This window comes from Streptomyces sp. Ag109_O5-10 (assembly GCF_900105755.1).
Lineage (GTDB): Bacteria > Actinomycetota > Actinomycetes > Streptomycetales > Streptomycetaceae > Streptomyces.
In genome coordinates this window covers 2,056,604-2,082,737 of the sequence record NZ_FNTQ01000001.1, presented here as the reverse complement: position 1 = coordinate 2,082,737, position 26,134 = coordinate 2,056,604, and the positions used below count along the sequence as shown (strand labels likewise).

The 26,134-nt window shown below is 71.5% G+C and carries 22 protein-coding genes; 16 read left to right on the top strand and 6 right to left on the bottom strand.

Annotated features, from left to right (window positions below; genetic code table 11):
• Positions 1-61: 61 nt before the first annotated feature.
• Together BLW82_RS09570 and BLW82_RS09565 are read left to right on the top strand one after the other, a co-directional pair.
• The gene (locus BLW82_RS09570; RefSeq protein ID WP_093498377.1) at positions 62-1,267 is read left to right on the top strand and encodes a glycosyltransferase; all 1,206 of its coding nucleotides are present in this window, start codon (positions 62-64) and stop codon (positions 1,265-1,267) included.
• Positions 1,268-1,329: 62 nt separating this feature from the next.
• Positions 1,330-1,692: a cupin domain-containing protein gene (locus tag BLW82_RS09565; protein ID WP_093498376.1), complete on the top strand. Its 363-nt coding sequence runs from the start codon at positions 1,330-1,332 to the stop codon at positions 1,690-1,692.
• 274 nt (positions 1,693-1,966) lie between these two features.
• On the opposite strand, the gene BLW82_RS09560 is transcribed toward BLW82_RS09565, so the two are convergent.
• From BLW82_RS09560 to BLW82_RS09550, 3 genes are all read right to left on the bottom strand, one after another.
• Complete coding sequence (locus tag BLW82_RS09560) at positions 1,967-3,025, bottom strand: glycoside hydrolase family 19 protein (RefSeq protein WP_093498375.1); 1,059 nt, start codon at positions 3,023-3,025, stop codon at positions 1,967-1,969.
• 377 nt (positions 3,026-3,402) lie between these two features.
• Positions 3,403-4,866 (bottom strand): sensor histidine kinase, encoded by a 1,464-nt coding sequence (locus BLW82_RS09555; RefSeq protein ID WP_093498374.1) that lies wholly within the window; start codon positions 4,864-4,866, stop codon positions 3,403-3,405.
• Positions 4,863-5,624: a response regulator transcription factor gene (locus BLW82_RS09550; protein WP_093498373.1), complete on the bottom strand. Its 762-nt coding sequence runs from the start codon at positions 5,622-5,624 to the stop codon at positions 4,863-4,865. The genes BLW82_RS09555 and BLW82_RS09550 overlap by 4 nt, the downstream gene beginning before the upstream one ends.
• 409 nt (positions 5,625-6,033) lie before the next feature.
• Between BLW82_RS09550 and BLW82_RS09545 the strand changes: the two genes are divergently transcribed.
• The 6 genes from BLW82_RS09545 to BLW82_RS09520 all read left to right on the top strand — a co-directional run bounded on the left by BLW82_RS09545 (position 6,034) and on the right by BLW82_RS09520 (position 15,469).
• On the top strand, positions 6,034-7,626 hold the full coding sequence (locus tag BLW82_RS09545) for an IucA/IucC family protein (protein ID WP_256215730.1): 1,593 nt from the start codon (positions 6,034-6,036) through the stop codon (positions 7,624-7,626).
• A gap of 38 nt (positions 7,627-7,664) precedes the next feature.
• Positions 7,665-9,374 carry an IucA/IucC family protein gene (locus BLW82_RS09540; RefSeq protein ID WP_093498372.1) on the top strand — a complete coding sequence of 570 codons (1,710 nt, stop codon included), beginning with the start codon at positions 7,665-7,667 and terminating at the stop codon, positions 9,372-9,374.
• A complete protein-coding gene (locus tag BLW82_RS09535; protein WP_093498371.1) occupies positions 9,371-10,582 on the top strand; it encodes a type III PLP-dependent enzyme in 1,212 nt (403 codons plus the stop codon). Before BLW82_RS09540 ends, BLW82_RS09535 begins: the two co-directional genes overlap by 4 nt.
• Positions 10,579-11,883, top strand: coding sequence for an MFS transporter (locus BLW82_RS09530; RefSeq protein ID WP_093498370.1), 1,305 nt, complete (start codon positions 10,579-10,581; stop codon positions 11,881-11,883). The genes BLW82_RS09535 and BLW82_RS09530 overlap by 4 nt, the downstream gene beginning before the upstream one ends.
• Positions 11,884-12,220: 337 nt before the next feature.
• On the top strand, positions 12,221-14,443 hold the full coding sequence (locus tag BLW82_RS09525; RefSeq protein WP_256215729.1) for a transglycosylase domain-containing protein: 2,223 nt from the start codon (positions 12,221-12,223) through the stop codon (positions 14,441-14,443).
• A gap of 348 nt (positions 14,444-14,791) precedes the next feature.
• Positions 14,792-15,469 carry a phosphatase PAP2 family protein gene (locus tag BLW82_RS09520; protein ID WP_093498369.1) on the top strand — a complete coding sequence of 226 codons (678 nt, stop codon included), beginning with the start codon at positions 14,792-14,794 and terminating at the stop codon, positions 15,467-15,469.
• A 109-nt stretch (positions 15,470-15,578) separates the two neighbouring features.
• Here the strand turns inward: BLW82_RS09520 and BLW82_RS09515 are convergent, their stop codons facing one another.
• Genes BLW82_RS09515 through BLW82_RS09505 form a run of 3 tightly spaced genes read right to left on the bottom strand, consistent with a single transcriptional unit; the run spans position 15,579 to position 17,883 of the window.
• Positions 15,579-16,610 (bottom strand): M56 family metallopeptidase, encoded by a 1,032-nt coding sequence (locus BLW82_RS09515; RefSeq protein WP_093498368.1) that lies wholly within the window; start codon positions 16,608-16,610, stop codon positions 15,579-15,581.
• A gap of 4 nt (positions 16,611-16,614) precedes the next feature.
• Positions 16,615-17,043, bottom strand: a complete 429-nt coding sequence (locus tag BLW82_RS09510) for a BlaI/MecI/CopY family transcriptional regulator (RefSeq protein WP_107408517.1) — start codon at positions 17,041-17,043, stop codon at positions 16,615-16,617.
• A gap of 54 nt (positions 17,044-17,097) precedes the next feature.
• Positions 17,098-17,883: a COG4705 family protein gene (locus tag BLW82_RS09505; RefSeq protein WP_093507960.1), complete on the bottom strand. Its 786-nt coding sequence runs from the start codon at positions 17,881-17,883 to the stop codon at positions 17,098-17,100.
• Between the two features lie 441 nt (positions 17,884-18,324).
• Here BLW82_RS09505 and BLW82_RS09500 point away from each other — a divergent pair, with 441 nt between their 5' ends.
• From BLW82_RS09500 to BLW82_RS09465, 8 genes are all read left to right on the top strand, one after another.
• The gene (locus BLW82_RS09500) at positions 18,325-19,014 is read left to right on the top strand and encodes a DedA family protein (protein WP_093498367.1); all 690 of its coding nucleotides are present in this window, start codon (positions 18,325-18,327) and stop codon (positions 19,012-19,014) included.
• 32 nt (positions 19,015-19,046) lie between these two features.
• Complete coding sequence (locus BLW82_RS09495) at positions 19,047-19,700, top strand: response regulator transcription factor (protein WP_093498366.1); 654 nt, start codon at positions 19,047-19,049, stop codon at positions 19,698-19,700.
• The gene (locus BLW82_RS09490) at positions 19,691-20,959 is read left to right on the top strand and encodes a sensor histidine kinase (protein WP_093498365.1); all 1,269 of its coding nucleotides are present in this window, start codon (positions 19,691-19,693) and stop codon (positions 20,957-20,959) included. Before BLW82_RS09495 ends, BLW82_RS09490 begins: the two co-directional genes overlap by 10 nt.
• Before the next feature lie 38 nt (positions 20,960-20,997).
• Complete coding sequence (locus tag BLW82_RS09485; protein WP_218162362.1) at positions 20,998-22,272, top strand: COG4705 family protein; 1,275 nt, start codon at positions 20,998-21,000, stop codon at positions 22,270-22,272.
• A gap of 79 nt (positions 22,273-22,351) precedes the next feature.
• Positions 22,352-23,134, top strand: a complete 783-nt coding sequence (locus BLW82_RS09480; RefSeq protein WP_371131319.1) for a COG4705 family protein — start codon at positions 22,352-22,354, stop codon at positions 23,132-23,134.
• Positions 23,135-23,288: 154 nt separating this feature from the next.
• Positions 23,289-24,146, top strand: a complete 858-nt coding sequence (locus tag BLW82_RS09475) for a COG4705 family protein (RefSeq protein WP_218162361.1) — start codon at positions 23,289-23,291, stop codon at positions 24,144-24,146.
• A gap of 167 nt (positions 24,147-24,313) precedes the next feature.
• Complete coding sequence (locus tag BLW82_RS09470; protein ID WP_093498363.1) at positions 24,314-25,258, top strand: ABC transporter ATP-binding protein; 945 nt, start codon at positions 24,314-24,316, stop codon at positions 25,256-25,258.
• Positions 25,255-26,094: a hypothetical protein gene (locus BLW82_RS09465; RefSeq protein WP_093498362.1), complete on the top strand. Its 840-nt coding sequence runs from the start codon at positions 25,255-25,257 to the stop codon at positions 26,092-26,094. The genes BLW82_RS09470 and BLW82_RS09465 overlap by 4 nt, the downstream gene beginning before the upstream one ends.
• Positions 26,095-26,134: the final 40 nt, after the last annotated feature.

Here is a 26,134-nt window from a genome sequence, read left to right as displayed (position 1 = left end):
CTCCGGTGTCACACACGTAAGGGCCACAACGCAGGGAAGACCGAGCGAAAGAGGGCGCTGGATGCGGGTGCTGTTGTCCACCTACGGGACGCGAGGCGACGTCGAACCGCTGGTGGCCCTCGCGGTGCGGTTACAGGCGCTCGGCGCCGAGGTGCGCATGTGCGCCCCGCCGGACGCGGAGTTCGCGGAGCGGCTCGCCGGGATCGGCGTGCAACTGGTGCCGGTAGGGCCGCCGGTGCGGGGACTGATGCGCGATACGGGTCTGCCGACAGCGGCGGAACTGTCCCGCCACCGGACCGAGATGGTCGCCACGCAGTTCGACGTCTTCCCCGCGGCGGCCGCCGGCTGCGACGTGCTGGTGGCGGCCGGCCTGGCACAGATCGCCGCGCGCTCCGTGGCCGAGGCCGCGGGCATCCGCTACGTCTACGCGTGCTACTCCGCGGTCAACCTGCCGTCGCCCCACCACGCCCCGCCACCGCGACCGGGCTGGCCCGAGCCGGCGGCGGACGACAACCTCGCGCTGTGGGAGCGCGACGCCCACCAGGTGGACGCGCAGTTCGGCGAGGTGCTCAACCACCACCGGGCAGCGATCGGCCTGCCACCCGTCGACAACGTACGCGACCACGTCTACACCGACCGGCCGTGGCTGGCGGCGGACCCGGTCCTGGGACCGTGGCGGCCGGCCCCCGGCCTCGACGTCGTGCAGACGGGTGCCTGGACCCTGCCGGACGAACGCCCGCTCCCGGCCGACCTGATGGCGTTCCTGGACGCGGGGGAGCCGCCGGTCTACGTCGGGTTCGGCAGCATCAGCCCGTCGCCGGACATCGCCCGCAGGGCCGTCGAGGCGAGCCTCGCCCAGGGGTACCGGGTGCTCGTCTCCCGGGGCTGGGCGGACCTGGCCCTGCCCGAGGTCCGGGACGACTGCCTCGCCGTCGGCGAGGTCAGCCACCAGCGTCTGTTCCCCAGGACGGCCGCCGTGGTGCACCACGGCGGCGCGGGCACGACACTGACGGCAGCCAGGGCGGGCGTGCCCCAGGTGGTGGTGCCCCTCCGGCTGGCGGACAACCCGTACTGGGCGCGCCGGGTGGCGGACCTGGAGATCGGCGCGGCACTGGACGAACCGGATCCGGCCGCCGACACGCTGCGCCTCGCCTTCAAGACGGCCCTCGCCCCCGAGACGCGGGCGCGGGCCGGGGCACTGGCCGCCGGCCTCCGCACCGACGGAGCGGAGACGGCCGCGAACCTGCTCCTCGCCACGCTCCGCTGAGCGGCGCCCGCCCGGCTACTTCGCCCGACCGCCCCGACGGCCGGCTGTTAGCGTTCGGACGCATGGCGGACAGCGTGTACGTGGGCAAGGCGGGCAAGGACGCGGCACTGGACCGGGGATGGCTGCTCGGGCACTTCAAGGAGCCCGACGACCCCCGGCACAGCCAGGCGGTCGAGGTCAAGTGGGGCGTCCACGCGCGCGGCGAACAGCGCACCCAGTGGGTGCGGGGCGAAGTGCGCACAGCGCTCCTGGTCCTGGTCACGGGCCGCTTCCGCATGGAGTTCCCCGGCCGCAGCGTGCTCCTCGAGGAGCAGGGCGACTACGTCGTCTGGGGCCAGGGGGTCGACCACTCCTGGTTCGCGGAGGAGGAGTCTGTCGTCCTGACCGTGCGCTGGCCTTCCGTGCCGGGATACGCGGTGCGGTAGGACGCCGTGACGGGCGCCCCTGAGGGTGGTCGGCGCCCCGAACCGGGAGGACGTCGCCGAGGTGCAGAAGAACCTCCGGCCGATGATCGAGGGCGGTGCCGTGCGGTTGGTCGTCGAGCGCGCCGGGACAGCCGGAGCGCACCGCGCATGCGCGAAGCTCCTGGCAGAAGGGGTTGTTCATCTTCGACAACCCATCTGCCAGGAGCTCGGCCGTGCCGATACGGCAACCAGCGTGCTCCACAAGCAGGTTGGACCCACCGGTGCCGGGAGGCGGTCAGCAGGTGAGGTTGGAGCCTGCGGGGACGCCGAGGATGGAGGTGAAGGAGAGGTAGTCGTTGACGCGGTCCTGCATCTCGGCGGTGTTGCCGCCGTTGCACTCGATGCTGCCGTTGATGCTGCGGATGGTCTCGCCGAAGCCCGCGCCGTTGACCATGGCGTTGTGTCCGGTCATCGTGCCGGGGCCGGTCTGGGTGTTCCAGTACCACAGGCCGGTCTTCCAGGAGACCGCCGGGTCGGAGGCGACCAGGCCGGGGTTGTCCAGCAGGTCGATGCCGAGGGCGTCACCGGCGGCCTTGTAGTTGAAGTTCCAGCTGAGCTGCATCGGGCCGCGTCCGTAGTAGGCGTAGGTGCCGGCGGGGCAGCCGTAGGGCTCGCTCGCGCAGTAGTTCCCGGACTGGTCGACCTCGTTGATGTAGACGAGGCCGCCGGTCTCGTGGTCGACGTTGGCCAGGAACGCCGCGGCCTCCTGCTTCTGCACGGTGGCACTGCCGGTGGTGGCGAAACCGGGGTAGGCGCTGAGCGCGGCCACCAGGCCGCTGTAGGTGTAGAAGGAGTTCCGGTTCGGGAACATCTGGTTGAACTGGGCTTCGCTGACAACGAATCCACCGGTACCGCCGCCCCCGCCCCCGCCCCCGGAGCCTCCGGTGCAGGTGTAGGGGGACCAGTACCAGGTGCTGACGGTGGGGTCGTACCCGGGGTTGTCGTGGGTGGCGATGTAGTACTGACCGTTGGGGGTGTACTTCACGATGGCGCCGGTCGCGTAGGACTGCCCGGCGGCCCAGGCGGGGTAGTTGCAACTGCCGCCGGTGCCTCCTCCGCCGGAGCCACCGCAGGCTCCTTGGTCGGCCCAGACCTCGGCGACGCCGGGCGTCTCGCCCTGCGTCCACCACTTGGCCTGCCAGTTGTCGCCGTGGTAGGAGGCGGTCATGCCGCCGGTGTAGACCGCGCCGGAGCTCCAGGCCGCGGCGCAGTCCGCCGCCGCCGCGGGGCTCGCGGTGCCGAGGACGGTGAACGCGCCGAAGAAGCCGGCCAGGATGACGAGGAAAGCTGTCATGGACCTGCCATAAGCAGATCTGCGGGACCCGCGGGGCATGGTGGTGCGCATGCGCCACTCCAGAGGTAGGGGGCGAGTGGTACCCCAGCAGCAAAGCGTGATTGGTCCAGACCAGTCAAGGGCGAGGTTCGGACTTTTGCCTGCGCATGAGCGGTGGGCAATTCCCTTGCCCCACGGCCGGTCTGCAGGCGTCTGACGGACGGTCCGGGATCCGCGCCGCCTCCGGACGCCGGCAAGGGCCGTGTCCTGTCCCACGGTCGGTGCGGGCGGTCCCCGCCAGGCCGACGGACGGGAGAGGAGTCACTGACAACACCGCCGGTAGGGACCGCGAGTCGGGAGGCTCGCGGTGCGCGATCGACGTACAGGGCCTCCGCGCCTTACCTCGCGGGTGCGGTTCGGGTCGCCATGTCGACGTCAGCCGCGGTGATGAGGCGATCCTGCTGCGCGCGGCATTCGGCGTGCCGGAGGCGGACGACCGCGTCGAGTCCGCCGCCGGGGGCTGCCTCCAGGGTGACCTCGCCCCCTCCGGCGCGGGCGAGGTGCCGGACCAGCGGCAGGCCGAGGCCGGTGCCGTCGTGGTCGGCGTGGGGGGCTCGCCAGAACCGGTCGAAGGCCCGGTGCCGTTCGGCCTCGGTCATGCCGGGGCCCTGGTCGATCACATGCAGCTCGGTCATGGGCGGGGTGCGGGTGCCTTCTGCGGGTGTGGTGACGACGGCCAGCGTGACGGAGGTTCCGGGCGCGGACACACGGAGCGCGTTGGAGAGCAGGTTGTCGATGATCTGTTCCAGCGCGCCGGGGACTGCCAGCACCGGCGCGGGCGCGCCTCCGGACACGACGATGTCGACCTGCTGTTCGGCGGCGAAGGCCGTCCAGATGTCCGCGCGGTCGGAGACGACGGCATTCAGATCGGCGGCCGCTGCCCGGATCTCCGTGTTCTCCAGCCGGGCGAGCGCGAGCAGCCCCTGCACCATGCGGCTGAGCCGCTCCAGCTCACCGAGCGCCGTGTCGAGGCTGTCCTGGGCGCAGGGGGCGAGGTGCGGCTCGAAGTTCTCCAGGCGCAGCCGCAGTGCGGTCAGGGGTGTCTTCAGCTGATGTGACACGTCGGAGGCGAACGCCTGCTGAGCCTGGAGCAGGTGCTGAAGCCGGGTCGCGGTCCGCGTGAACGACGCGGCGAGCCTGCGCAGTTCCGGTGGCCCGTGGTCGGCGGCCGGGGGATCGGTGATCCGGCCTTCGGCGAGCTGTGCGGTGGCGCGTTCCAGGGCCTGCACGGGGCGGGTGATCGACCGCGCGAGAGCGAACCCGATCAGGGAGGCCGCGGCGAGTACTCCGAGACCGACGGCGGCGAGCACCAGCCAGGTGGTGCGCACCCTGGCCTGGAGCGGGCCCAGCGCGTACACCGTTCGCACCACACAGGCGACGGCCGGGTTGGACCCGCCCGGCACGGTGACGAAGAGGAGTTCACCGTCCGCGGACGGGGCCCTGTGCGTGCCGACGGTGGGCCGATCGTGCAGTGCCGTGGAGATGTCCGGCTCGGCGGACAGGTCCTTGCCGACGGCGGCGTGGCCGGCGGTGTCGGTGAGGACGGTGCCCCGGCGGTCGGCGACGAGCACGGTACCGCCGGTCCGCCGCCCGTACGCGCGGGCGAGGTCGGGCAGGTCGGCCGTCAGTCCGTGCTCCATCTTGTCCTCGCAGACCTCGGCGAGCGTCATCGCCCCCTGCTCCGCCGTGCGGGAGAAACGGGCCGTTTCGCTGCGGCCGTAGAAGACGCCGAAGGGCACTTCGAGCGCGAGCAGGACGAGCAGTATCAGGCTCAGGTGGCTGAGCAGGAGGCGACGGGTCACGAGATCTCCCCGTCGCGTGTCCGCACTGCGGCGGACGGGGCGTCGGGATGTGCCGGGGGGACGAGGCGGAAGCCGATTCCGCGGATGTTCTCGATCCAGGAGGCGTCGCCGAGTTTGCGCCGGAGCGCGGCGATGTGGACGTCCAGGGTCTTGGTGGGGCCGAAGAAGTGAGGTTCCCAGACCGTGTCGAGGATCTGCCGGCGGGAGCAGACCGCACCGGGGTCCTCGGCGAGGCAGCTGAGCAGGTCGAACTCCTTGGGCGCGAGGGCGATGGACGTCCGGTGCAGGTGCACCTGCCGGGTGCGACAGTCGATGGTCAGCGGGCCGATCCGCTGGATGTCGGGTGTCCCGGGATGACCGAGCCCGTCGGGGGGCTGCGAAGATCCGCGCTGGGGGTTCGGAACGGCTGGGCGGGCGCGTCGGGTGACGGCCCGGATCCGGGCGACGAGTTCCCGTACGCCGAAGGGCTTGGAGACATAGTCGTCCGCGCCCAGTTCGAGCCCGAGCACACGGTCCACCTCGTCGTCCCTGGCCGTGATCATGATGATCGGTACGGACGAGCGGGACCGCAGCGTCCGGCAGACGTCGATGCCGTCCATGTCCGGCAGCCCCAGGTCCAGCAGCACCATCGCCACCTCCGGCGCGGCGAGGCCCTCGGCCCCCGTTCTGGCGTGTTCCACGACGAACCCGAAACGGCGCAGCCCCTCCGCCAACGGACCGGCCACCCGGTCGTCGTCCTCGATCAGCAAGACACGCATGCCGAAAGGCTCACAGACACCGGCCGCGGCGCGTGGTGCAAACGCCGCAAGCTCCCCCGAGTCAGTGATCTTCCACGGTCGGCTCATTCGCTGTGGCGTGGCTTCTTGACGACATCAAAGGCCTGGCCAGCGTGGCGTTAGCCAACGGTTAAGACCTCGGACGCCGGCCCGCGGTCGCCCGGGCGACAGCCGGAATCTGATCCAAGGTCAGTGCGCCGTCCCCGGTGTCGGCCTCGGCCGGACGGGCCGGAGCCGTGTGAGGCGAAACGCCGCTTCGGGGGTGTCCGCGACCGCTCGCTGTCTTCGCTCTGGCAATTCCCTTGATCGTCTTCCCGTAGCGTCGGCCGGGCGGTCGGTGCCACCGGAGCACCACCGGACAACCCGCCACCGCGAGAACCAGGGACACCGCATGTCCATCGACGACCGCATGCCCATTGCCGACCTGCGCCGCATCCGCCCGGACCTGGTGGAGCCCTTCGCGACCGCGCTCCCGGGAGCACGCGCCACCGTGCTGTCCCGCCTGTGGGGCGCCCTCGGACGAGAACCCCTGCCCGGTGTGACCACGCGTCGCCGTGAGTCCGGAACTCTGGTTGTCGAACTGCGCCGGGGCGGTTCGCTCTCGGCGCCCGAGGCGGGCGCGCGGCCCTTTGCCGACGTTCCGCGGGACTTCGCCGTGTCGGGGCCCGAGGGGCCGATCGGCGACCCGGCGCGGCTGCTGGCACAGCTGGGCCTGCGAACCCCCGCGGCGGAGCGGCTGGCCGCCGAACTCGACAACAGCGTCTTCAACCTGGCCCTCGCCAGAGCGGCGAACGCGGACCGGAAGGCCACTCCGGCCGACTCGGCGGACGCCGAGCAGGCGGTCGTCGACGGCCACCCGCAGCACCCCTGCTGCCGGACACGCACCGGCATGTCCGTCGCCGACGTGCTCGCCTACGCGCCCGAACACCACCCGGTCGTACCACTGGCCCTGGTCCGGGTCCCGGGCGACCGCTGGCAGGGCGCCGGCGACTGGCCGCGGGCACTGCGGGACGGCGACGCGTTCCTGCTGCCGGTGCACCCCTGGCAGCGGGACCACGTGCTCAGGCACCACCGCGACCTGACCACCGTGGAGGAGACGGTCCCGGCCCGCCCGCTGCTGTCGCTGCGTACCCTCGCACCGCTCGGCGCGCTCCCCGGCTGCCACGTCAAGACCGCGCTCGACGTCCAGGTCACCAACTACCGGCGCACCATCTCCCCGGCCGAGGTCGCCGACGGGCCCCCACTGTCCGAGCTGGTCTCGGCCGTCCTCGACAAGGCCGGACACGGCGACAGCCTGCGCGTCCTGCGGGAGCTGGGCGGCGGCTCGGTGCGCGTGGACGGACAGCCTTCCGCGAGCCTGACGGCCATGATCCGTGAATCCACCGAGTGCCACCTCGACGCCGGGGAGATCGCGGTACCGCTCACGGCCGTGCACGCGACCGGAGCCGCCGCGGTGTCGGGGGACCCGGTGCGCTGGCTTGCGGACCTCGCCGGCCTCGTCCTGCCGCCGGCTCTGACGCTGCTGTCCATGGGGGTGGCGCTGGAGGCACACGGCCAGAACACCCTCGTCGTCCTGCGGAACGGTCGGCCGGTGCGGGTGCTGTACCGGGACCTGGACGGCGTACGGGTCAGCCCGCGCCGCCTGGCCCGGTGCGGCTTCACACTGCCGCCGCTGCTCGGCACCCGCGCCGGCGACGACATCGGCGCGCTGCGCACCAAGCTCTTCGGTGGCCTGGTCAGCGGGGTCTTCAGCGAACTGGTCGACGTCCTCGGCCGGACCCGGGCGGCTGAGCCACGGGCGCTGTGGGGCACGGTCGCCGAGGCCGGACGCCGCGTCTTCGCCGACCTGCCGGACCAGGAGGACGCGGAAGCGTTCTTCGGCGACACGATGCCGCTGAAGGCGACGATCGCCATGCGCCTGTCCGAGAACCCGGGTGCCGCGCAGTGGACGTCCGTTCCCAACCCCCTGGCGCTCTGCCGTTGACCCCTGACCCCCGACCGCTGTCCCACTGGAGCGACCACATGACCACCGACACGGCCCCCCACACCGAGAGCGCCACCACCGTCCTGTCCCCGGCCGCGGAGCCGTCGCGGACGGCCGACCTCGTCACGACCCACACGCTGCTCAACTGCCTGATCCGCGAGGTGTCCGCCCCCGAGCGCCAGGTGACGGTCGCCGACGACCACCTCCTGGTCCGACTGCCCCGCCGGGGCCTGCTGCTGCGTGCCGCGCTGCGTCGGACCTCGCTGATCGGGGCCCATCGCTTCCAGGGCTCGGCGCAGCGGCTCGACGGCGACTCCTGGGTGACCGTGGACTGGCGCGAGCTGGCCCGGTGCATCCAGGACGAACTGGAACAGCGCACGGGTCTGGCCAACGAGGAGTTCCTGGCTCAGGTGGCGGACAGCCGGGAGACGATCCGCGTCGTACTGCAGGAGCGGGCGGGCACCCGGGCGGCCGCGGACCCGTACGTGGCCTCGGAGCAGTCCCTGGTGTTCGGTCACCGTTTCCACCCCACTCCCAAGGCCCGTACCGGGGACCCGGCGGACTGGCTGACGTACGGCCCGGAGACCGGCACCCGCTTCCGCCTGCGCTACCTGGCCGTGCGCCGCCACCTCGTCCGGGAGGAGGGCGAGCCGCACGTGCTGGACGCGCTGCACCCGGTGGCCGACCCGGAGTTCGCCGTGCTCCCCGTCCACCCTTGGCAGTACCGGATGCTGAAGGACCACGACCGGCTGCGCGAGGCGATCGCCGCCGGGGACGTCGTGGACACCGGCACGGGCGGCCCGGAGCTGGTGCCCACCGCATCGGTGCGGACGCTGTACGCCCCGGAGACCGACGCGTTCCTGAAGTTCAGCCTCAACGTCCGCCTCACCAACTGCGTTCGCAGGCACGCGAGTTACGAGCTGTCCGGGGCCGTTGCCCTCAACCGGCTGCTCCAGCCCGTCTTCGCCCGGCTCACCGACCGCTTCCCGGGCTGCGCGCTCCTGGCCGAGCCCGGCTACCGCACCCTGGCCGCGTCCGGCGACACCGCCCTCCTGGAGGGCCTCGGCGTCATCGTCCGCTCCGGGCTGCGCCACCATCTGCGTCCCGGGGTCACCCCCCTGCTCGCCGCCGCGGTGGCGGACGAGTATCCGACCGGCGCGGCCCACGTCTCCCGGCTGCTCGCCCGCGGCGACGGCGACATCCTGGCCTGGTGGGACGCGTACCTCGGGCTGTTGCTGCCGCCGGTCCTGGCCGCCTACTTCGAACACGGCGTCGTGCTCGAACCTCATCTGCAGAACGTCGTCGTCGGCGTCGGGGCCGACGGCACGCCCCAGCAGATGTTCTTCCGCGACCTGGAGGGCACCAAGCTCCTGACCAGCCGTCACGGTCCGGCCCTCGACGAGCTCCCGGACGACGTGCGCGGTCCCCTCACCTACGATCCCGAACACGGCTGGAACCGGGTCGCGTACTGCCTCCTGGTCAACCACACCGCCGACATGCTCAGCGCCCTGGCCGACCTCGACCCTGCCCTGGAACCCGCCCTGTGGGGCCTGGTCCGCGACCATCTCGCCGGCTACGCCCGCACCGCCGCCGACCCGCCCCGCCTGCGTGCCCTGCTGTCCGGCGTACCGCTGCCGGCCAAGGCCAACCTCCTGCTGCGCTGGTCCCGCAAGGCCGACCGGCACGCTGCCTACGTGCCCCTGCCCAGCCCGCTCGGCGCGGACTTCCCCCACGAGGTGGTCCGGTGAGGCCCGAGACGCACGACCTCGTCGCCGCGCTGCCCGAGGACGACCTGCCCGCCTACGTCTACGACCTGCCCGACCTGCGCGAGCACGTGCGCGCGATCCGGGCCGCACTGCCGGACCGCGTCGAACTGCTCTACGCGGCCAAGGCCAACGCCGACCCCCGGATCCTGCGCACCCTCGCCGAACACGTCCACGGCTTCGAGGTGGCCTCCGGAGGCGAACTGGACCACGTCCGCGCCACCGTCCCGGGCGCAGCGATCGCCTTCGGCGGCCCGGGGAAGACGCAGCAGGAGCTCGCCCGCGCGCTGGAGGCGGGAGCCGAGCGCCTGCACATCGAGAGCGAACACGAACTCCGCCTGCTCAGCACCCTGGTGGGCGACCGGACCGTGGACGTCCTGCTGCGTGTCAACCTGCCCGTCGACGTGGGCCGGGTCGCCCTGGCCATGGGCGGCGGGCCGTTCGGCATGGATCCCGTACAACTGGACCGCTGCCTGGAGGTGATGGAGGCGGTCCCGGGCGTCCGGCTGCGCGGTCTCCACTTCCACCTTGCCAGCGGGCTCCAGGCCCAGGCCCACCTGCTGCTCGCCGACAAGGTCCTCGCCTGGGCCGAGAGCTGGGCCCGCGACCGCGGAGTGGACCTGCGCGAAGTCAACGTGGGCGGCGGCATGGGCGTCGACTACACCCATCCGCCCAGGGTGTTCGACTGGCCCGCCCTCGGCGCCGGACTGCGCCGGATCCTCGCCCGCCACCCCCACCTCACCCTGCGGATCGAGCCCGGCCGCTCGGTCACCGCCTACTGCGGCTGGTACGTCACCCAGGTCCTGGACATCAAGTTCAGCCGGGGGCACGCGTTCGCCGTACTGCGCGGCGGCACCCACCACCTGCGCACCCCGGCCGCGAAACAGCACGACCAGCCCTTCGAGGTGATCCCCGACGGCACCTGGCCGCGGCCCTGGAACCGTCCGGAGGCCAGGGACGAGCCGGTGACGCTGGTCGGGCAGCTGTGCACGCCCAAGGACGTCCTGGCGAGCCGGATCATGACCGAACGGCTGCGCGTCGGCGACCGCGTCGCCTTCGCCATGGCCGGCGCCTACGCGTGGAACATCTCCCACCACGCGTTCCTCATGCACCCCCACCCGACCTTCCACCACCTCGACGACGAGGCCAGTACGCCCGTCGCGGGCGACACGTATGCCCGTCAGATGTCATGAACGCCGTCTTCCGCCTGCCGGCGACGCACGCGCTCGCCGTCCCCGGCTTCCGGCGCTACCTGCTCGGACAGCTGGTCTCCAACATCGGCACGTGGATGCAGCGCGCCGCCCAGGACCTGCTCGTCCTCCACACCACCGGCAACAGCGGCAGCGCGGTCGGCATCGTGACCGCGCTGCAGTTCCTGCCGCAGACCCTGCTCGGCCTGACCGGGGGCGTGCTCGCCGACCGGTACCCCAAGCGGCGGACGCTGCTCCTGACCCAGACGGCGATGGCCGCCCAGTCGCTCCTGCTGGGACTGCTCACGGTGACCGGAGCGGTGAACCTGCCGTCCCTCTACGCGCTGGCCTTCGCCCTCGGCACCGCCACCGCCGTGGACAGTCCCGCCCGCAACGCCTACATCTGCGAACTCGTCTCCCACGAGCGCGCGGCCAGCGCGGTCAGCCTGAACGCCGCCCAGTTCAACACGGCCCGCGCCATCGGGCCGGCCCTCGCCGGCCTGGCCGTCGCGGCCTTCGGCACGGGCCCGGTGTTCCTCCTGAACACCGCCTCGTACCTGGCCGTCCTCTACGGCCTGATCACCATCCGGACCGACGTACCGGACGTCGCTGTCCGCGCGCGACCGGGCCGCACCCGAGCGCGCGAGGCACTCCGCCACATCGCCGCAACCCCGGAACTGCTGCTGCCGGTCACCCTCGTCGCCTTCGTCGGCACCTTCGGTCTCAACTTCCAGGTCACCGTCTCGCTCGTCGCCCTCACGGTGTTCCACACGGGCGCCGCCACCTTCGGCTACCTCTCCGCCGCCTATGCTCTGGGCAGCCTCCTGGGCGCGATCCACTGGGCCAACCACGGCAGGCCCCCCACCGTGCGCCGTCTGGTCTCCGCCACGATCGGCTTCGGCGCACTGGAGGTCGCGCAGGGCCTCATGCCGGGCTACGGCTCGTTCCTGGTCCTGCTGTTCGTCACCGGATGTGCCGCGGTGACCGTGACCACCACCGCCAACGCGCTCATCCAGCTCCATGCCGACCCACCGCTGCGGGGCCGCGTCCTGTCCGTCTACTTCCTCGTGCTCCTCGGCGGCACCCCCGTCGGCGCACCGCTGGTCGGTCTGGTGTCCGACACTCTCGGCGCCCGCTTCACCCTGGTCCTGGGCGGGGTCGTCTCGCTCGCCACCGCGCTCGCGCTCTCCGTCCTGTTCGGGAGCCGAACCCGACGGCGGATTCGCATCACGGAGCCGACCCCGGTGACCGGCTCACCCTTTGCTCCGGTCCCGGCGGAGCGGGAGCGGCAGCCCGGCCTCTGACCGGGGCCGCAGGGGGCCGGTTGTCTGCGCGGTGCGGGAGCAGCTTACTCTTACAACATGTAGGAGAGGGTGGGGGTGGGGCCCCGACTGAGGAGTGGCGAGAATGAGCGAACACCGGCGCCGATCGTCGGGGCGGACCATACCGTCCGCCCCTGACGGCATGCACAACGGTGGCCGGGCCGCGGCGCGCAGGGCTGCGCAGTCCCGGGGCGGGCGCGCCCGCCGAACTGCCGGCACCCGACATGCGAACGTCGCACGGCCCGGCCGGCGGAGCCTGATCGACTACCCGCGCGCCGGACGACGCGGTGTCCGGCGGTGGCTGCCGTCGTGGAAGCTGGTGTCCGGCACTTTCCTGCTTTTCGTCGGCGGCCTGCTGGGGCTGTTCGGCTACGCCTACGCCACCACGACCATTCCCAGTGCGAACCCCAGTACGCAGGCGCAGAGCAACACCTACTACTGGTCGGACGGCTCGGTGATGACCACCCAGGGGGCCACCAACCGGCAGAACGTCGACCTCGCCCAGGTGCCGAAGCTCGTGCAGTGGGACTTCCTCGCCGCGGAGAACGCGACCTTCTACACCGATCCGGGCGTCGACACGCAGGGCATGCTCCGGGCCGTCTACCACATGGCCACGGGAGGTGAGGTGCAGTCGGGGTCCACCATCACCCAGCAGTTCGTGAAGAACACCTACCTCAGCCAGGACCAGTCGGTCACCCGCAAGCTCAGGGAGATCATGATCTCCCTGAAGATCGGCGGCCAGCTGTCCAAGCAGCAGATCCTGCAGGGATACCTCAACACCTGCTACTACGGCCGGGACGCCTACGGCATCGAGGCCGCGGCCCGTACCTACTACCACGTGCACGCCTTCCAGCTGAACGTCAGCCAGGGTGCCTTCATCGCCGCCGCGGTCAACGAGCCGAGCCTGCTGATGCACGCCGACACCGATCCGCAGGCCAAGGCCCAGGCCAAGGCCCGCTGGACGTACGTGCTGGCCCGGATGGCCAAGATCCACAAGATCACCGACGCCCAGGAACAGCAGTACCTCGCGGCGGGCTTCCCCACGCCCAAGCCGTACGCGCCGTCGGCGGGCATGGCCGGGCAGACCGGGTACCTGGTGCAGGCCGCGGAGAAATACGTCGAGGCCCACACGTCCCTCACGGACCAGCAGCTGGGCCACGGCGGCTACCAGATCTTCACCACCTTCGACAAGAAGAGGGTCGGCGCCCTGTCGGCGTCCGTCGCGACGATGGAGCGAAAGCATCTCGATCCGCGGCACCGCACGGCCGACAAGGACGTCCAGGTCGGCGCGGCGTCGATCGATCCGTCCACCGGCGCGATCGTGGCGCTGTACGGCGGGGCCGGCTGGAACAAGGGGCACTGGACGGACAACGCGGACGCGACCGGTGTGCCGGTCGGCTCCACCTTCAAGCCCGTCGACCTGGCCGCCGCGCTCGACCACGGCGCCGTCCTCTCCCCGGGGCAGGCGCCCTCACCGGTCACCCCGGCCTCGAAGTTCGACGGCGACGACGGCATCACCATCAAGAACCAGCAGGGCCAGGAGCTGCCGGACTCGAACGACCCGACCGGTCTCCTGCACCAGCGCAACGACGTGTCCACGAAGTGGGGGTACATCACCCTGCGCAAGGCGATGGAGCAGTCGGTCAACACCCCCTACGTCCAGCTCGGCGAGTACGTCGGCTACCACAACGTGGAGGACGAGGCCCTGAAGGCGGGGCTCCTGCGCACCAGCCTGCAGTACGACACCCCGGGCTTCTACATCGGTACCTCCACACCGTCGGCGATCCGGATGGCGGACGTGTACGCCACCTTCGACGACGGCGGGGTCCAGCACGAGCCGTACTCGGTGACCAAGGTCGTCGCCGACGGCCGGCAGCTGGCCGGCTTCGACAAGCCCAAGGGCACCACGGCCATGCCCGCCTCGACCGCCGACACCGTCACCGACGTCCTCCGAGGCGTCGTCAAGAGCGGCACCGGTACCAATGCCCAGGCCCTGGGCCGCCCGGCAGCCGGCAAGACCGGTACGACCGACGACTACAAGTCCGCCTGGTTCATCGGCTACACCCCGCAACTGACCACGGCCGTGAGCATGTTCAAGGAGGATCCGAAGAACGCCGGCCTCCAGTCGATGCAGGGCGTCGGCGGCTACGCCAAGGTCTTCGGCGCCGACATGCCCACCGAGGTGTGGACCGGCTACATGACCGCCGCCCTCCAGGGGCAGCCGGTCCAGCAGTTCCCGCCCGCACCCGCGCTCGGCCAGTCCACGGACGAACTCGGCGCGCCCTCGCCCACCCCCTCCGCCACCGTGACCCAGAGCACACCCTCGGCCACCCCGACCGTGTCGGCCACTCCGACCCCCACCACCGCACCGTGCCGCGGGCACGGGCGGCACTGTGTCCGTCCGACTCCGACCGACACCTCCGGAACCACCGCCGGTACCGGCGGCGGCCTCCTCGGCGGCACGACCGGCGGCAACACCTCACCCACACCCACGCCGACGGGCAGCACACCGGCGCCGGGGGGCGTCCGCGGCCGGCCCTGAGCCGTCGCATCGCCCGCGGCTGCAACCGCGGTCCGATTCCTGCCCGGGTCATGGCGGAACGCGGCCGACGCGCGTGGTGGCCCGGAGGGAGCGTCCCCAGCCGCAGGGCAGGCCGGGGACGCCGTGTTCGCGGGGGGCGACGGTCCTCGCTCCGGCAGGTCAACGGCCCCGCCTTGGATCTACAAGATGTAGTAGATTAACCGGGTGGACACTCAGGCGTCGTCGCCATGTCGTTCGCGCGTCACCTCGCAGGCGCGAGGTGACCGGCGACGCAGCCCGTATCCCCATCGCCGCCCGCTCAACCCGTGAGCACGCGGCGCATTCACAAGGACGGAAGGACCTCCCGCTATGGCCGCGGCCGCCACCGCGCAATCGGCCCTCGACGGATCCGGCATCGACGGCTCGTTGTTCACCTCGGTCACCGATTTCGCCCGTGACACCAAGTGGCTCAACACGCCCATGGAGGTGTGGACCAACCTTGGTCTCGGGGTCTTCGCCGTCCTCATGATCGCGGGCTGGTGGACCGCACGGCGCCGTGGCCCGCGGGCGATGACCCTCGCGCTGGCCGCGCCGGTCGCCGTCCTGACAGCCTTCGCCGTCGCCGAGGTCGTCAAGAAGCTCGTCGCGGAGGTGCGGCCCTGCCGGTCGATGCCCCACGCCTTCATCGTCGACACCTGCCCGGCACCTTCGGACTACGCCTTCCCCAGCGGGCACGCCACCGTCGCCGCGGCGACCGTGGCGGCGCTCTTCCTGCTCGACCGCCGGCTGAGCGCCGTCGCCGCCGTGTTCGCCGTGGTGGAGGGCTTCAGCCGGGTCTACGTCGGCGCCCACTACCCCCACGACGTCCTCGGCTCCGCCGCCGTCGCCCTCCCGGTCGCCTTCCTCGTCAGCTCGGCGTTGGGCCGCTGGGCCACCCCGCTGGTCGGCTCCCTGAGCCACGGCCCGCTGCGCCCCCTGCTGGCGGCCGAGCTCGCCGCCACCACGACGCCGGCCCGGGAGGCCGCTTCGGCCGGGGATCCACTGTGACCACCCACCCGACGGCGTGACCTCGTAACCTCTTGACCTCTTGCGGCGGCCCGGAACGACCAGGACCAGGGGGCCGGCGGCAGAGGGCAGAGGACCGCCGCCCGGCAGGTCAGAAGTGCCGCTCCGCGTGGTCCGGACGATCAGGGGCGGCACGGCAGCCCTCCGGTCCGTGCCCAAGGGCGTCCCCGTGGCCGGTCGGCGCGGCAGCGGCGGTGGCCGCACCGGCCTGCCCCCTGCACAGCGCGTACTGCGCGCTGTCCAGCATGCGGTCGCTGTCCGAGGCGGCGTTGGCCAGGCTCGCGCAGCAGACGGCCAACAGCAGAGCGCCCGCCAGCAAGGGCAGGCGGCGACGGGCCGGCGGCGGGGCCAGCAGGGCCCGTACCCGCTGGGGCACCACCCCGCCGGTCGCGGCCAGCGCGGCGGGACGGGAGGCACCGGCGGACGCCAGGGCGGCGCGGCCCACGGCGTGGGCGACGACCGTACGGTCGCCGACCCGCTCGGCGGCCTCCTCGTCGGCCCAGCGCTCCAGGACGAAGTCGCCCGCGACGGCCACCGGTCGCAGCAACGGGTTCAGGGCGGCCGTGAGCCGCCACACGCTCTGGAAGACGTGGTGACGCCCGCGCAGATGCGCCCGCTCGTGGGCGAGGAGTGCCTCGCGCTCGGCGTCACCGAGACGGCGCAGCATCCCCCGGGAGACCACGATCCGGCCCGGTGACCCAGGCAGTGCGAAGGCCAGCGGGGCATCGTCGTCGACCACGGCCAGCTCCGTGTGTCCGGGCAGGGCGGCGCACTCCCGCCGGGCCCGCAGCAGGTGGCGGCCCTGCCGGACGGCGGCCACGCCGAGGGAGACGACACACACCGCGAGCACCAGGGTGCTGACGGCCGCGACCACGGCGTAGACGGGATCCTGGGAGCGCAGCGCGGACACGGACCAGCGGCCCTCCTCCGCTATCTGCGGGATCTGTGCCACTCCGGTGAAAGCCAGCAGGGCGAGGGATCCCGCCCATCCGGCCGCCGTCACCAGCGCTGCGCAGGCCAGCCCCAGGGCCGCCGGGCGCGGGGGCAGCCGGTGCGCCACAGGCGGTGCGAGCACGGCGAGTGCGGCCGTGACGAGGAACGGGATGTAGACGCTGATCAGCACCGGCTCACCGCTCTCCGGGCGAACGCCGGCTCTCGGGGGGTACGTCGTCGTGCCCGGCCAGCAGCTGATGCAGCAGGTGTTCGTCCTGTTCGGACAGCTCCGAGACGAAGCGGGCCAGCACCGCCTGGCGGTCGGAGCCACCCGTCAACAGGGAGTGCATGCGCTGGGCGGTGTGCGACGCCTCGTCGCGGGCCGGCTCGTAGGCGTAGCCGCGGCCCTCGCGGTGCCGCACCAGCATGCCCTTGTCATACAGCCGGGACAGGATGGTGAGCACGGTCGTGTAGGCGAGGCCGCCCGGCAGCTGTTCCCGGACCTCCCGCGCGGTCCGTGGACCGTCGGCGGCCCAGAGCGCGGCGAGCACATCGCTCTCCAGTTCGCCGCGCGCCCGCCTGCCGGACGCCTCGTGGGCTTCCTCGTCCGCCTGGCCCGTCACCTCGCCGTCCGCCTTCCCTCGCGGTCATTCGCGTACAGGCTACCCGGCCATCTCCTACTTGCTGTAGGACGTGTCCTTGCGGGAGACCGCCAGGTAGCCGACGAAGCAGGCGATGGCGACCGTCCAGGCGAGGGTGACCGGACCGAGTCCGAACCCGAGGCCGCCACGGGTGTGCCCGAGTGCCATCCAGTCGGCGAGGGATGCGCCCAGCGGGCGGGTGATGACGTACGCCGTCCAGAAGGCGGGCACGGCGGCCAGCATGCCGAAGCGGTGGGCGAGTGCGGGCACGCAGATCGCCACGGCGAAGAGGACGGCCGAGCCGAAGTAGCCGAGGCCGGCGGTCGCGGTGAGGTCGCCGGCGGCGGTGCCGAGGGCGAAGGTGGCCAGCACGGCGCCCCAGTAGAAGAGCTCCCGGCTGCGCGTGGTGATGCTGTGGATGGACAGGGTGCGCTCGACGGCGTACCAGAGGGCGAAGACCGCGGCCAGCGTGACGAGGAAGAGCGGGGTGGACACGATGTACGGCACGCCGAGACCGACGTGCAGCACGTCGGCGGCCATCGTGCCGAAGACGCTGACCATGACGACGGCCGTCCAGTAGACCCAGGCGACGTAACGGCGTACGGCGAACTGCACGGCCAGGGAGAGCGCCAGGGCGAGACCTCCGAGGCCGACCGCCGGCACCGGGCCGAGGACCTTGGCCAGCAGGTCCGACGCGGTCTCGCCCATCCCGGTGGTGAGAACCTTGATGATCCAGAAGTAGGCGGTCACTTCCGGCACCTTGTTCGCCATGGTGCGCACGGAGGTGAGGGGGCGGTCGTCGAGGAGACGGTCTGTGGTCATGATGCGCACGATGACATGGCCGTCTCCCGCTGCCCCCGGTTCCTTTACCGTCGCTTGGGTACTTCTGGTGCATGAATTTCACTGCCGCGCGTTCAACCTGACCACAACCTGAACGCCTCACCGAAGTCCCTGGTCACGGCGGGTATCGAGATGATATGACTGCTCGCCGCCGCTCTCGTCCCGCCCGGCCGCCCTGGCGAAATGTGAGATTCCGTACGATTCCCGAGTGCCTACTACATCACGTAGAGGCGGGGCGTATGGTGGGCGCATCGCAGGAGCTGGCAGCCTTCCGGCCCGTGCCGACCTTCTGTCGTCGGCCGCGCCAGGGTGACATGCGGGAGCGGATGCTCCCGGCGGGCGCCCAGGGTCCCAGAAGAGGTCCACAAGGCTTTGGCCGGCCAGTTGTCCGTCTGCGCTCATCCACCGAAAGGACCCTGCTCCATGACGGCACCGATTCCGGCGGCGTCCCAGTTGGCTGTGAACGTGCTCGACGCCCACTCCCTGCTGGCGGCCTTCGGCGTGCTGGGTGTCGCGGTGGTGATGTTCGCCGAGACAGGACTGCTGGTCGGGTTCTTCCTGCCGGGTGACTCCCTGCTGTTCACCGCCGGGCTGCTGTGCACGGGGTCGGCGCAGGGAACCCTGCATCTCTCTCTCGGCCCCCTGCTCGTGGCGGCGGCGGCAGGCGCGCTGGCCGGGGCTCAGTGCGGATACCTGCTCGGGCGGAAGGCCGGTGGGGCGCTGCTGGCTCGCAGCCGCTCCCCGCGACTGCACGAAGGAGTGAGGCGCGCCGAGGAACTCCTGGAGGGCTACGGGTATGCCAAGGCCATCGTGCTGGCCCGTTTCGTGCCCGTGGTGCGCACCGTCCTCAATCCGGTGGCGGGCGCGCTGGAGGTGCCGGTACGGACGTTCACCCTGTGGCAGGCCGTCGGCGGGCTCGTGTGGAGCGTCGGCCTCACCCTCGCGGGGTACGCGCTCGGGTCGTCGATCCCCAACGTCGACCGCTACCTGCTCCCGTTGGTGGCACTGATCGTCGTCGTGTCTCTGGTCCCCCTCGTCGCCGAGGTGTACCGCGGGCGCCGGGCGGCGCGGGCGGATCGCGCGCACCACCAGCGCGCCGGGCGGGGAAAGTAGAGAACCGTTGCCGGAGTACCTGGGGTCAGCCTGTGGCTTTCATTGTGGTGTGTGAGGACGACGCGGCGGTCCGTGACGTCCTCAAGCGGGCACTCGAGCACGACGACCATACGGTCGCCGTCGCTTCCACCGCGGACAGCCTGCTGAGACAACTCGAACCGGTCCCTCACCTGGTCCTCCTGGATCTGGGACTCCCGGACGCCGACGGCCGCGATGTCTGCCTGGCGCTGCGGGCCCGTGGCGTCGACGCCCCGGTGCTGATGCTCACCGCTCTGGACGGCATGCATCACAAGGTGGGCGGCTTCGAGGCGGGAGCCGACGACTACCTGACCAAACCGTTCGACATCCCGGAGCTGCTGGTGAGGGTCCGTGCCCTGCTCCGCAGAACAACCGCGACGACCTCACCGCGGGGCGTCGTTCTCGATCCGGCGAAACACGTCGTGACCCACGGTTCGACGAGCGAGAGCCTGACGCCGACCGAGTTCCGGTTGCTGGGCAGGCTCATCGCCTCGCAGGGCGACGCGGTACGCCGCCACGCCCTCGTCGCCGCGGGCTGGCCCCACGGCGCGCAGGTCAGCGACAACACCCTCGACTCCTACGTTCGCCGGCTGCGGACGAAACTCGGCGCGCTGGGCGTGGCCGACCGGCTGGCGACCGTCCGTGGGGTGGGCTACCGATGGGAGTGACGGGCTTCCGCGGGAGGGTCGTCGCTCTCGCGGTTCTGATCGCGACAGCGGTGGTCGCGGTGCTGGTGGTGGTCTCGCACGTGCTGCTGAGCCAGGTGACCGACGCGGACGCGAACGCGCTGGCGCACACCCGTGCGGAGGCGGTCGCGGCGAACGTGGCCGTACGCGGCGGCCACGTCGTGCTGATCGAGGGCGGCAACGAAGCGCTGGACACGGTCTCGTGGGTGTACGCCGACGGGCACCTCATCGACGGAATCGTGCCGGGCAGCGTCCTGGAACGCGTCGACGCGCTCGTCGGCTCCGGACAGTCCCAGACCACCACGGCCGGCAGCCACCTTCTGTATGCCCAGCCGATCCGGCTGCAGGGCCACCAGGTCATGGTGGTCGTGAAGGTGGATCTGACACCGTACGAGACGTCGGAGCAGCGCAGCCTGACGATGTCGCTGATTCTGGGCGGCATCTCGATCGTGCTCGCGGGCGTCGTCGCGCGCCTCGTGGTGGGTCGTGCGTTGCGGGTGGTCCACGAAATGGCCGCTCTCGCCGACGAATGGGGCGATCACGAACCCGGGCGCCGATTCGACCTCGGCGTTCCGCGCGATGAATTCGGGGAGCTCGGGCGAACTCTCGACCGCCTGCTCGACCGCGTGGACCACGCGCTCGCGGACGAGCGCCGGCTCACCGACGAGATCGCCCACGAGCTGCGGACGCCCCTGACGGCCCTGCGGGGCGAGGCACAGCTGGCGCAGCTCTCCGGTCAGCAGGTGGCGCCGGAGGCCGTTCTGACCGAGGTCGACCGCCTGAACACGGCGATCACCACGATCCTCGGTGCCGCCCGGACACGGATCGACGGCGGTACCCGTTGCGATCTCAGGGCGGCGGCGCGACAGGCGATCGCCGGTCGCTCCATCGAACTCGCCGTCCCGGCCGACGTCGACGTCGCCGTGGCGGCCGAGCTCGTCGTGGCTGTGCTGTCACCCCTGCTGGAGAACGGCCTGCGGCACGCGAGTTCGCGCGTCTGGGTCACGGCGCGCGTCCAGCCCGAGGGGGTCGTGATCGATGTCCTCGACGACGGCCCGGGGTTCGACCCGGCGGAGGTCGACCGGGTCTTCGAAGCGGGCGTGACCGGCGGCGACGGGAACGGGTTGGGGCTGGCGGTGGTGAAGCGCCTCGCCGTGTCCGCGGGAGTGGCGGTCCGTGCGATCGCGGACGGTCACGGTCGCGTCGAGGTGACCTTCCCCACGGCAGAGGCGATCGCGTAGTCAGGTTGTGTGCAGGTTGGTCACACCAACCTCATTGCATGACAACGACAAGCGAAGTCCGCACACGCCACAGCGGGCGGCTGATGCTGAACAAGGTTCCCGAGGTCACCATCTGGTTCTGGGTGATCAAGATCCTGTGCACGACCGTCGGTGAGAGCTTCGCCGACTGGATCAACATGAAGCTGGGCGTCGGCCTGGTGAACACGGCCTGGATCTTCACCGCGGTGTTCGTCGTGGTCCTGGGCGTCCAGCTGCGGCTGAAGCGGTACGTACCGTTCCCGTACTGGCTGACCGTGGTCGTCGTCAGTGTCACGGGCACGCTGTACACCGACATCCTGACCGACCAGCTCAACGTGCCGCTGTGGATCAGCACCACGGTGTTCTCGGTCCTGCTCGCCGTGGTCTTCGGCACGTGGTGGCTGCGCGAGCGCACCCTCTCGATCCACTCGGTCAACACGCTGCCGCGCGAGTCGTTCTACTGGCTCACCGTTCTGGTCACCTTCGCGCTCGGCACCGCGACCGGCGACTGGACCCTCGAACTCACCGGCTGGAGCCCGGGCGTCTCGGTCCTGCTGCCGCTCGGCCTCATCGCGGCGATCATGCTGCTGTGGAAGTTCGGCGCGAACCCGGTGCTGTCCTTCTGGCTCGCCTACATCCTGACCCGCCCGCTGGGCGCCAACATCGGTGACTGGCTCGCCTCCCCGAAGGTCGCCCAGCCGGGCGAGCCCACCGGCCTCGCACTGGGCACCTTCACCACCAGCCTGATCTTCCTCGGCCTGATCCTGGCGACGGTCGTCTACCTGACGGTGACACGCTCCGACGTGATCGAGACCTACGACGCCACGCACACCCCGCAGACCACCGCCAACCCGCGGAGGGAGCGCACCGCGCTGGCGGGCTTCGGCCTCCTCGCCGTCGCCACCGTGGGCCTGCTGGTCTGGGCGCACAGCCAGCCGCACGTCGGACCGGCGCCAGAGGAGGACGCCACCTCCACCGTGCACCTCGCCCCCGGCCAGGCCGTGAAGAAGTTCCCGTCCACGAAGGTCGACGCGCTGCGGACCCTCGCGTCGACCTCGCTCAGGGACGTCCAGTCGGGTAACGCCACCGGGGCCCACACAGCCACCCAGTCGCTGCGGGACCTCTGGGATGCCGACCAGGCTTCGCTGCAGCCGCTGGACAACACCGGATGGACGTTCCTCGACGCCCAGATGGACCAGGTCCTGAAGACCTTCGGCATCGACCACTCGAACCCGCCGATGTCGTCCGCCCACCAGGAGGCCGAACTCCGCACCCTCCTCGCGGACATGCGCTGACGGACCTGGTCCGCGCCGACTCCGCAGGGTTCCCGGCGGTCAGGATGTGCTCAGGTGGTCCCTGGCACGGTCGGGCCTCATGGCGCACCAGACAGCAGAAACCACGGCGGCCTCACCGGTCGATGCCGCGGCGTCCCCGGGCCGCCGGTTGCGCCGGAACAAGGTGCCCGAGGCCACCGTCCGCCTCTGGATCGCCAAGGTGCTGTGCACGCCGGCCGGGGGGACCGCCGTCGACCCGCTCGACCAGAAGGCCGGGCTCGGCCTGACCGAAGTCTCGGTGCTGACGGGCGTCCTGCTGCCGGTCGTCCCGGCCGTGCAGTTCCGTACGGGCGCCTGCCGTGCCGGCGTGTACTGGTCGGCCGTCGCGCTGTCCGGCGTCGTCGGCACGCTGGTCGGCGACGGTCTCACCGGCGGCACGGGGGTGCCGCCGGAAACCGGCACCCTCGTCTTCGCGATCGTCCTCGCGGTGGTCTTCACAGCCTGGTGCCGGTGCGAGCGGACGCTGTCCGTCCACAGCATCGACACCCCGGGCCGCGAGTCCTTCTACTGGCTCGCCGTCCTGGGCACGTTCGCGCTCGGTACCGCCGCCGGCGACCTGGTCCCGGCGCGGACGGACTTCGCCCACTGGCTGTCCGCGGTCCTGTTCGCCCTGGTCATCGCCGCGGTCGCCCTCGCACACCTCGCGCTCGACCTGGACCCGGTGTGGAGCTTCTGGATCGTCCACGTCCTCGCCCGTTCGGCGCGGCCGTCGGCGACTGCCTCTCGCAGCCGGTCCGCGACGGCGGAGCGGGCCTGGGCACCGTCGTCACGAGCGTGCTGTTCCTCGGGGTCGTCCTCGGTCTTGCGGTGTGTCCGGCGGTGACCCGGAAGGACGTCACGCGGCCGCAGGAAACCGTGCGCCACGCCGCCTGAGCAGGGAAGGAGCAGGCGTTCAGGAGGTGTCCAGGTTGTCGCTGCCAAGGTCGTTGAGCGAGCGCCTCACCGCGGTCGCCCCTTCACACAAGGAGCCCCCCACCTTGCAGCAGCCGAACCACCTCACCGATCTCGACGTCGCGAGCACGACGAAATCGGTGATGAAGAAACTGCCCGAGGTCACCCTCGTCTTCTGGATCATGAAGATCGCGGCGACGACCCTGGGCGAGACGGCCGGCGACCTCTTCTCCCAGACCCTGAAGCTGGGTTACTTCCTCACCACGATCGCGCTGTTCCTGATCTTCGTGGTGACCCTCGTCGTCCAGCTCAGGTCCCGCCGCTACAACCCGTTCTTCTACTGGACGGTCATCCTGTCGACCAGCATGGCCGGCACCACGATGTCCGACTTCATGAACCGCGACGCCAGCACCAGGTACCTGTCCGGCGGAACCACCTCGCTCGGCTGGGGACCGCAGGGCCTCGGACTCGGCTATCCGGCCGGCGCGGCGATCCTCATCTCCATCCTGCTGGTCGTCTTCGCGGTCTGGCGGCTGAGCGGGATGACGTTCCAGATCCGCGACATCGTCACCTTCCGCGGCGAGGCACTGTTCTGGTCGGCGATCCTCGTCTCCAACACCCTCGGCACCTCCATGGGCGACTTCCTGTCCGACAGCTCCGGCCTCGGCTACGCGGGCGGCGCGCTGCTGGTGACCGGGCTGCTCGCCGTACTGGTCGCCCTGATGAAGGTGCCCGTGGTGCCGAACGTCCTGCTGTTCTGGATCGCGTTCGTCCTCACCCGCCCGCTCGGCGCCACCGCGGGCGACTTCCTGACCAAGCCGGCCGCCAAGGGCGGCCTCGATCTCGGTACCCCCGGTTCTTCCGCGGTCCTCCTTGCCGTCCTGCTCGGCCTCATGGCCTACGCACACGTCCAGGAGGGCAGGACCGCGGCGAGCGGCGCCTGACCTGACCGGTGAGACCAAGGGCGCAGTGACGCGTAGTACCGCGGTACGACCCGGTGGGTGTGGATCAGCCCGCGGTACCACCGAATCGAGGTGTTTCGCCTCTTAGCGTGGTCGGTGAGGCGCCAGGGGCGACAGACGGGCGCCGGTTCCCACAGGAAGAGACGCGCATGATCGACGCTCAGCAGCTGACCAAGAGATACGGCGAGAAGACGGCCGTCGACGGGCTGGACTTCGCCGTGCGGCCGGGCACGGTGACCGGGTTCCTGGGCCCCAACGGCGCGGGGAAGTCCACGACCATGCGCATGATCGTCGGGCTCGACGCGCCGACCAGCGGGTCGGTGACGGTCAACGGGCGGCACTACGCCGGCCACCAGGCACCGCTCCAGGAGGTCGGGGCGCTGCTGGAGGCGAAGTCGATCCACCCGGGCCGCTCGGCCTACAACCACCTGCTCGCGCTCGCGCTGACCCACGGCATTCCGCGCCGCCGGGTCGACGAGGTGATCGAACTGGCCGGCCTCGGCAGCGTGGCGAAGAAGCGGGCCGGCGCGTTCTCCCTCGGCATGGGGCAGCGGCTCGGCATCGCGGCGGCGCTGCTGGGCGATCCGCAGACGGTGATGCTGGACGAGCCGGTCAACGGGCTCGACCCGGAGGGCGTCCTGTGGATCCGCAACCTGCTCAAGGCCCTCGCCGGTGAGGGCCGGACCGTGTTCGTGTCGTCGCACCTGATGAGCGAGATGGCCCTGGTCGCGGACCATCTGATCATCGTGGGGCGCGGGCGGCTGCTGGCCGACACCACCGTGGCGGACCTCGTCCGGGAGGCGGGCGGCGACACGGTGCAGGTGGCCACCCAGGAGCCGGCGCGGCTGCGGGAGGCACTGGCAGGTCCCGGTGTCGACATCACCGGCCGGGCCGGCTCCGAGGAGCTTCAGGTGACCGGGCTCAGTGCCCGGGAGATAGGCCTGAAGGCGGCCGAGCACGGGATCGCGCTGTTCGAACTGACCGCGCGGACGGTGTCGTTGGAGGAGGCGTTCATGAACCTGACCAGGGATGCCGTGGAGTACCACGGCTCGACCGGCATCGAGACGCGCGTGGCCGAGGGGAGTGCGGCATGAGCACCCTCACCGCGCCCGTCGAGGCGTCCCCGGCCACCCCCGCCCGCCCCGCGTACCGGGTGACCGGGCGGCGCGTACTGGCCTCGGAGTGGGCCAAGCTGTGGTCGCTGCGCTCGACCTGGATCACCCTGGGCCTCGGTCTGCTCTTCCTCGTCGCTTTCGGGCTCATCGCCGCGAACCACTACAGGTCCGGCGTCGGCTCCCCGCACCAGGACCGGGACTTCGCCACCGCGACGGCCCTGAGCCTGTCCCTCTTCGGCACCAACTTCGCCCAGCTCGCCCTCGGCGTGCTCGGCGTGCTGGTCACGGCGGGGGAGTACTCCACCGGGATGATCCGTTCCACGCTCACGGCGGTACCGCGCCGGCTGCCCGTGCTGTGGTCCAAGGCGGCCGTGTTCGGGCTGGTCGCGCTGGTGGTGGCCACGCTGGGCGCGTTCGTCGCCTTCCTGTTCGGCAGCCAGATCGTGTCGGGCACGCCCGCGGCCATGGGCCTCTCGCACGCGGGTGTCGTACGGAGCCTGCTGGGCGCCGGGCTCTACCTCGGCCTGGTCGGCGTCATCGGCACCGCCCTGGGCGCCCTCCTGCGGTCGGTGGCCGGCGGTATCTCGGTCCTGGTCGCCTCCCTGATGCTGGTCCCGGGCCTGATCTCGCTGCTGCCGAGCTCCTGGCAGAACGACATCAGCCCCTACCTGCCGTCCAACGCGGGCGAGTCGATGTTCGCCCTCACGCACGACACCACGACCCTGTCGCCGGGCGCCGGACTGCTGGTCTTCCTCGGCTGGACGGTGCTCGCGCTGGCGGGGGCGGCGTACCGGCTGGTGCGCAGCGACGTCTGACCGCCTGCACCATGGGCAGGTGACAACCTTGACCACCAGC

What these genes read in the sequence shown, in the direction of transcription:
- BLW82_RS09505 (WP_093507960.1), bottom strand. Translation starts at nt 17,883, where the DNA reads ATGACCACAGACCGTCTCCTCGACGACCGCCCCCTCACCTCCGTGCGC.
- BLW82_RS09540 (WP_093498372.1), top strand. Translation starts at nt 7,665, where the DNA reads ATGACCACCGACACGGCCCCCCACACCGAGAGCGCCACCACCGTCCTG.
- BLW82_RS09485 (WP_218162362.1), top strand. Translation starts at nt 20,998, where the DNA reads ATGACAACGACAAGCGAAGTCCGCACACGCCACAGCGGGCGGCTGATG.
- BLW82_RS09500 (WP_093498367.1), top strand. Translation starts at nt 18,325, where the DNA reads ATGACGGCACCGATTCCGGCGGCGTCCCAGTTGGCTGTGAACGTGCTC.
- BLW82_RS09530 (WP_093498370.1), top strand. Translation starts at nt 10,579, where the DNA reads ATGAACGCCGTCTTCCGCCTGCCGGCGACGCACGCGCTCGCCGTCCCC.
- BLW82_RS09545 (WP_256215730.1), top strand. Translation starts at nt 6,034, where the DNA reads ATGTCCATCGACGACCGCATGCCCATTGCCGACCTGCGCCGCATCCGC.
- BLW82_RS09490 (WP_093498365.1), top strand. Translation starts at nt 19,691, where the DNA reads ATGGGAGTGACGGGCTTCCGCGGGAGGGTCGTCGCTCTCGCGGTTCTG.
- BLW82_RS09480 (WP_371131319.1), top strand. Translation starts at nt 22,352, where the DNA reads ATGGCGCACCAGACAGCAGAAACCACGGCGGCCTCACCGGTCGATGCC.
- BLW82_RS09465 (WP_093498362.1), top strand. Translation starts at nt 25,255, where the DNA reads ATGAGCACCCTCACCGCGCCCGTCGAGGCGTCCCCGGCCACCCCCGCC.
- BLW82_RS09565 (WP_093498376.1), top strand. Translation starts at nt 1,330, where the DNA reads ATGGCGGACAGCGTGTACGTGGGCAAGGCGGGCAAGGACGCGGCACTG.
- BLW82_RS09560 (WP_093498375.1), bottom strand. Translation starts at nt 3,025, where the DNA reads ATGACAGCTTTCCTCGTCATCCTGGCCGGCTTCTTCGGCGCGTTCACC.
- BLW82_RS09550 (WP_093498373.1), bottom strand. Translation starts at nt 5,624, where the DNA reads ATGCGTGTCTTGCTGATCGAGGACGACGACCGGGTGGCCGGTCCGTTG.
- BLW82_RS09470 (WP_093498363.1), top strand. Translation starts at nt 24,314, where the DNA reads ATGATCGACGCTCAGCAGCTGACCAAGAGATACGGCGAGAAGACGGCC.
- BLW82_RS09570 (WP_093498377.1), top strand. Translation starts at nt 62, where the DNA reads ATGCGGGTGCTGTTGTCCACCTACGGGACGCGAGGCGACGTCGAACCG.
- BLW82_RS09520 (WP_093498369.1), top strand. Translation starts at nt 14,792, where the DNA reads ATGGCCGCGGCCGCCACCGCGCAATCGGCCCTCGACGGATCCGGCATC.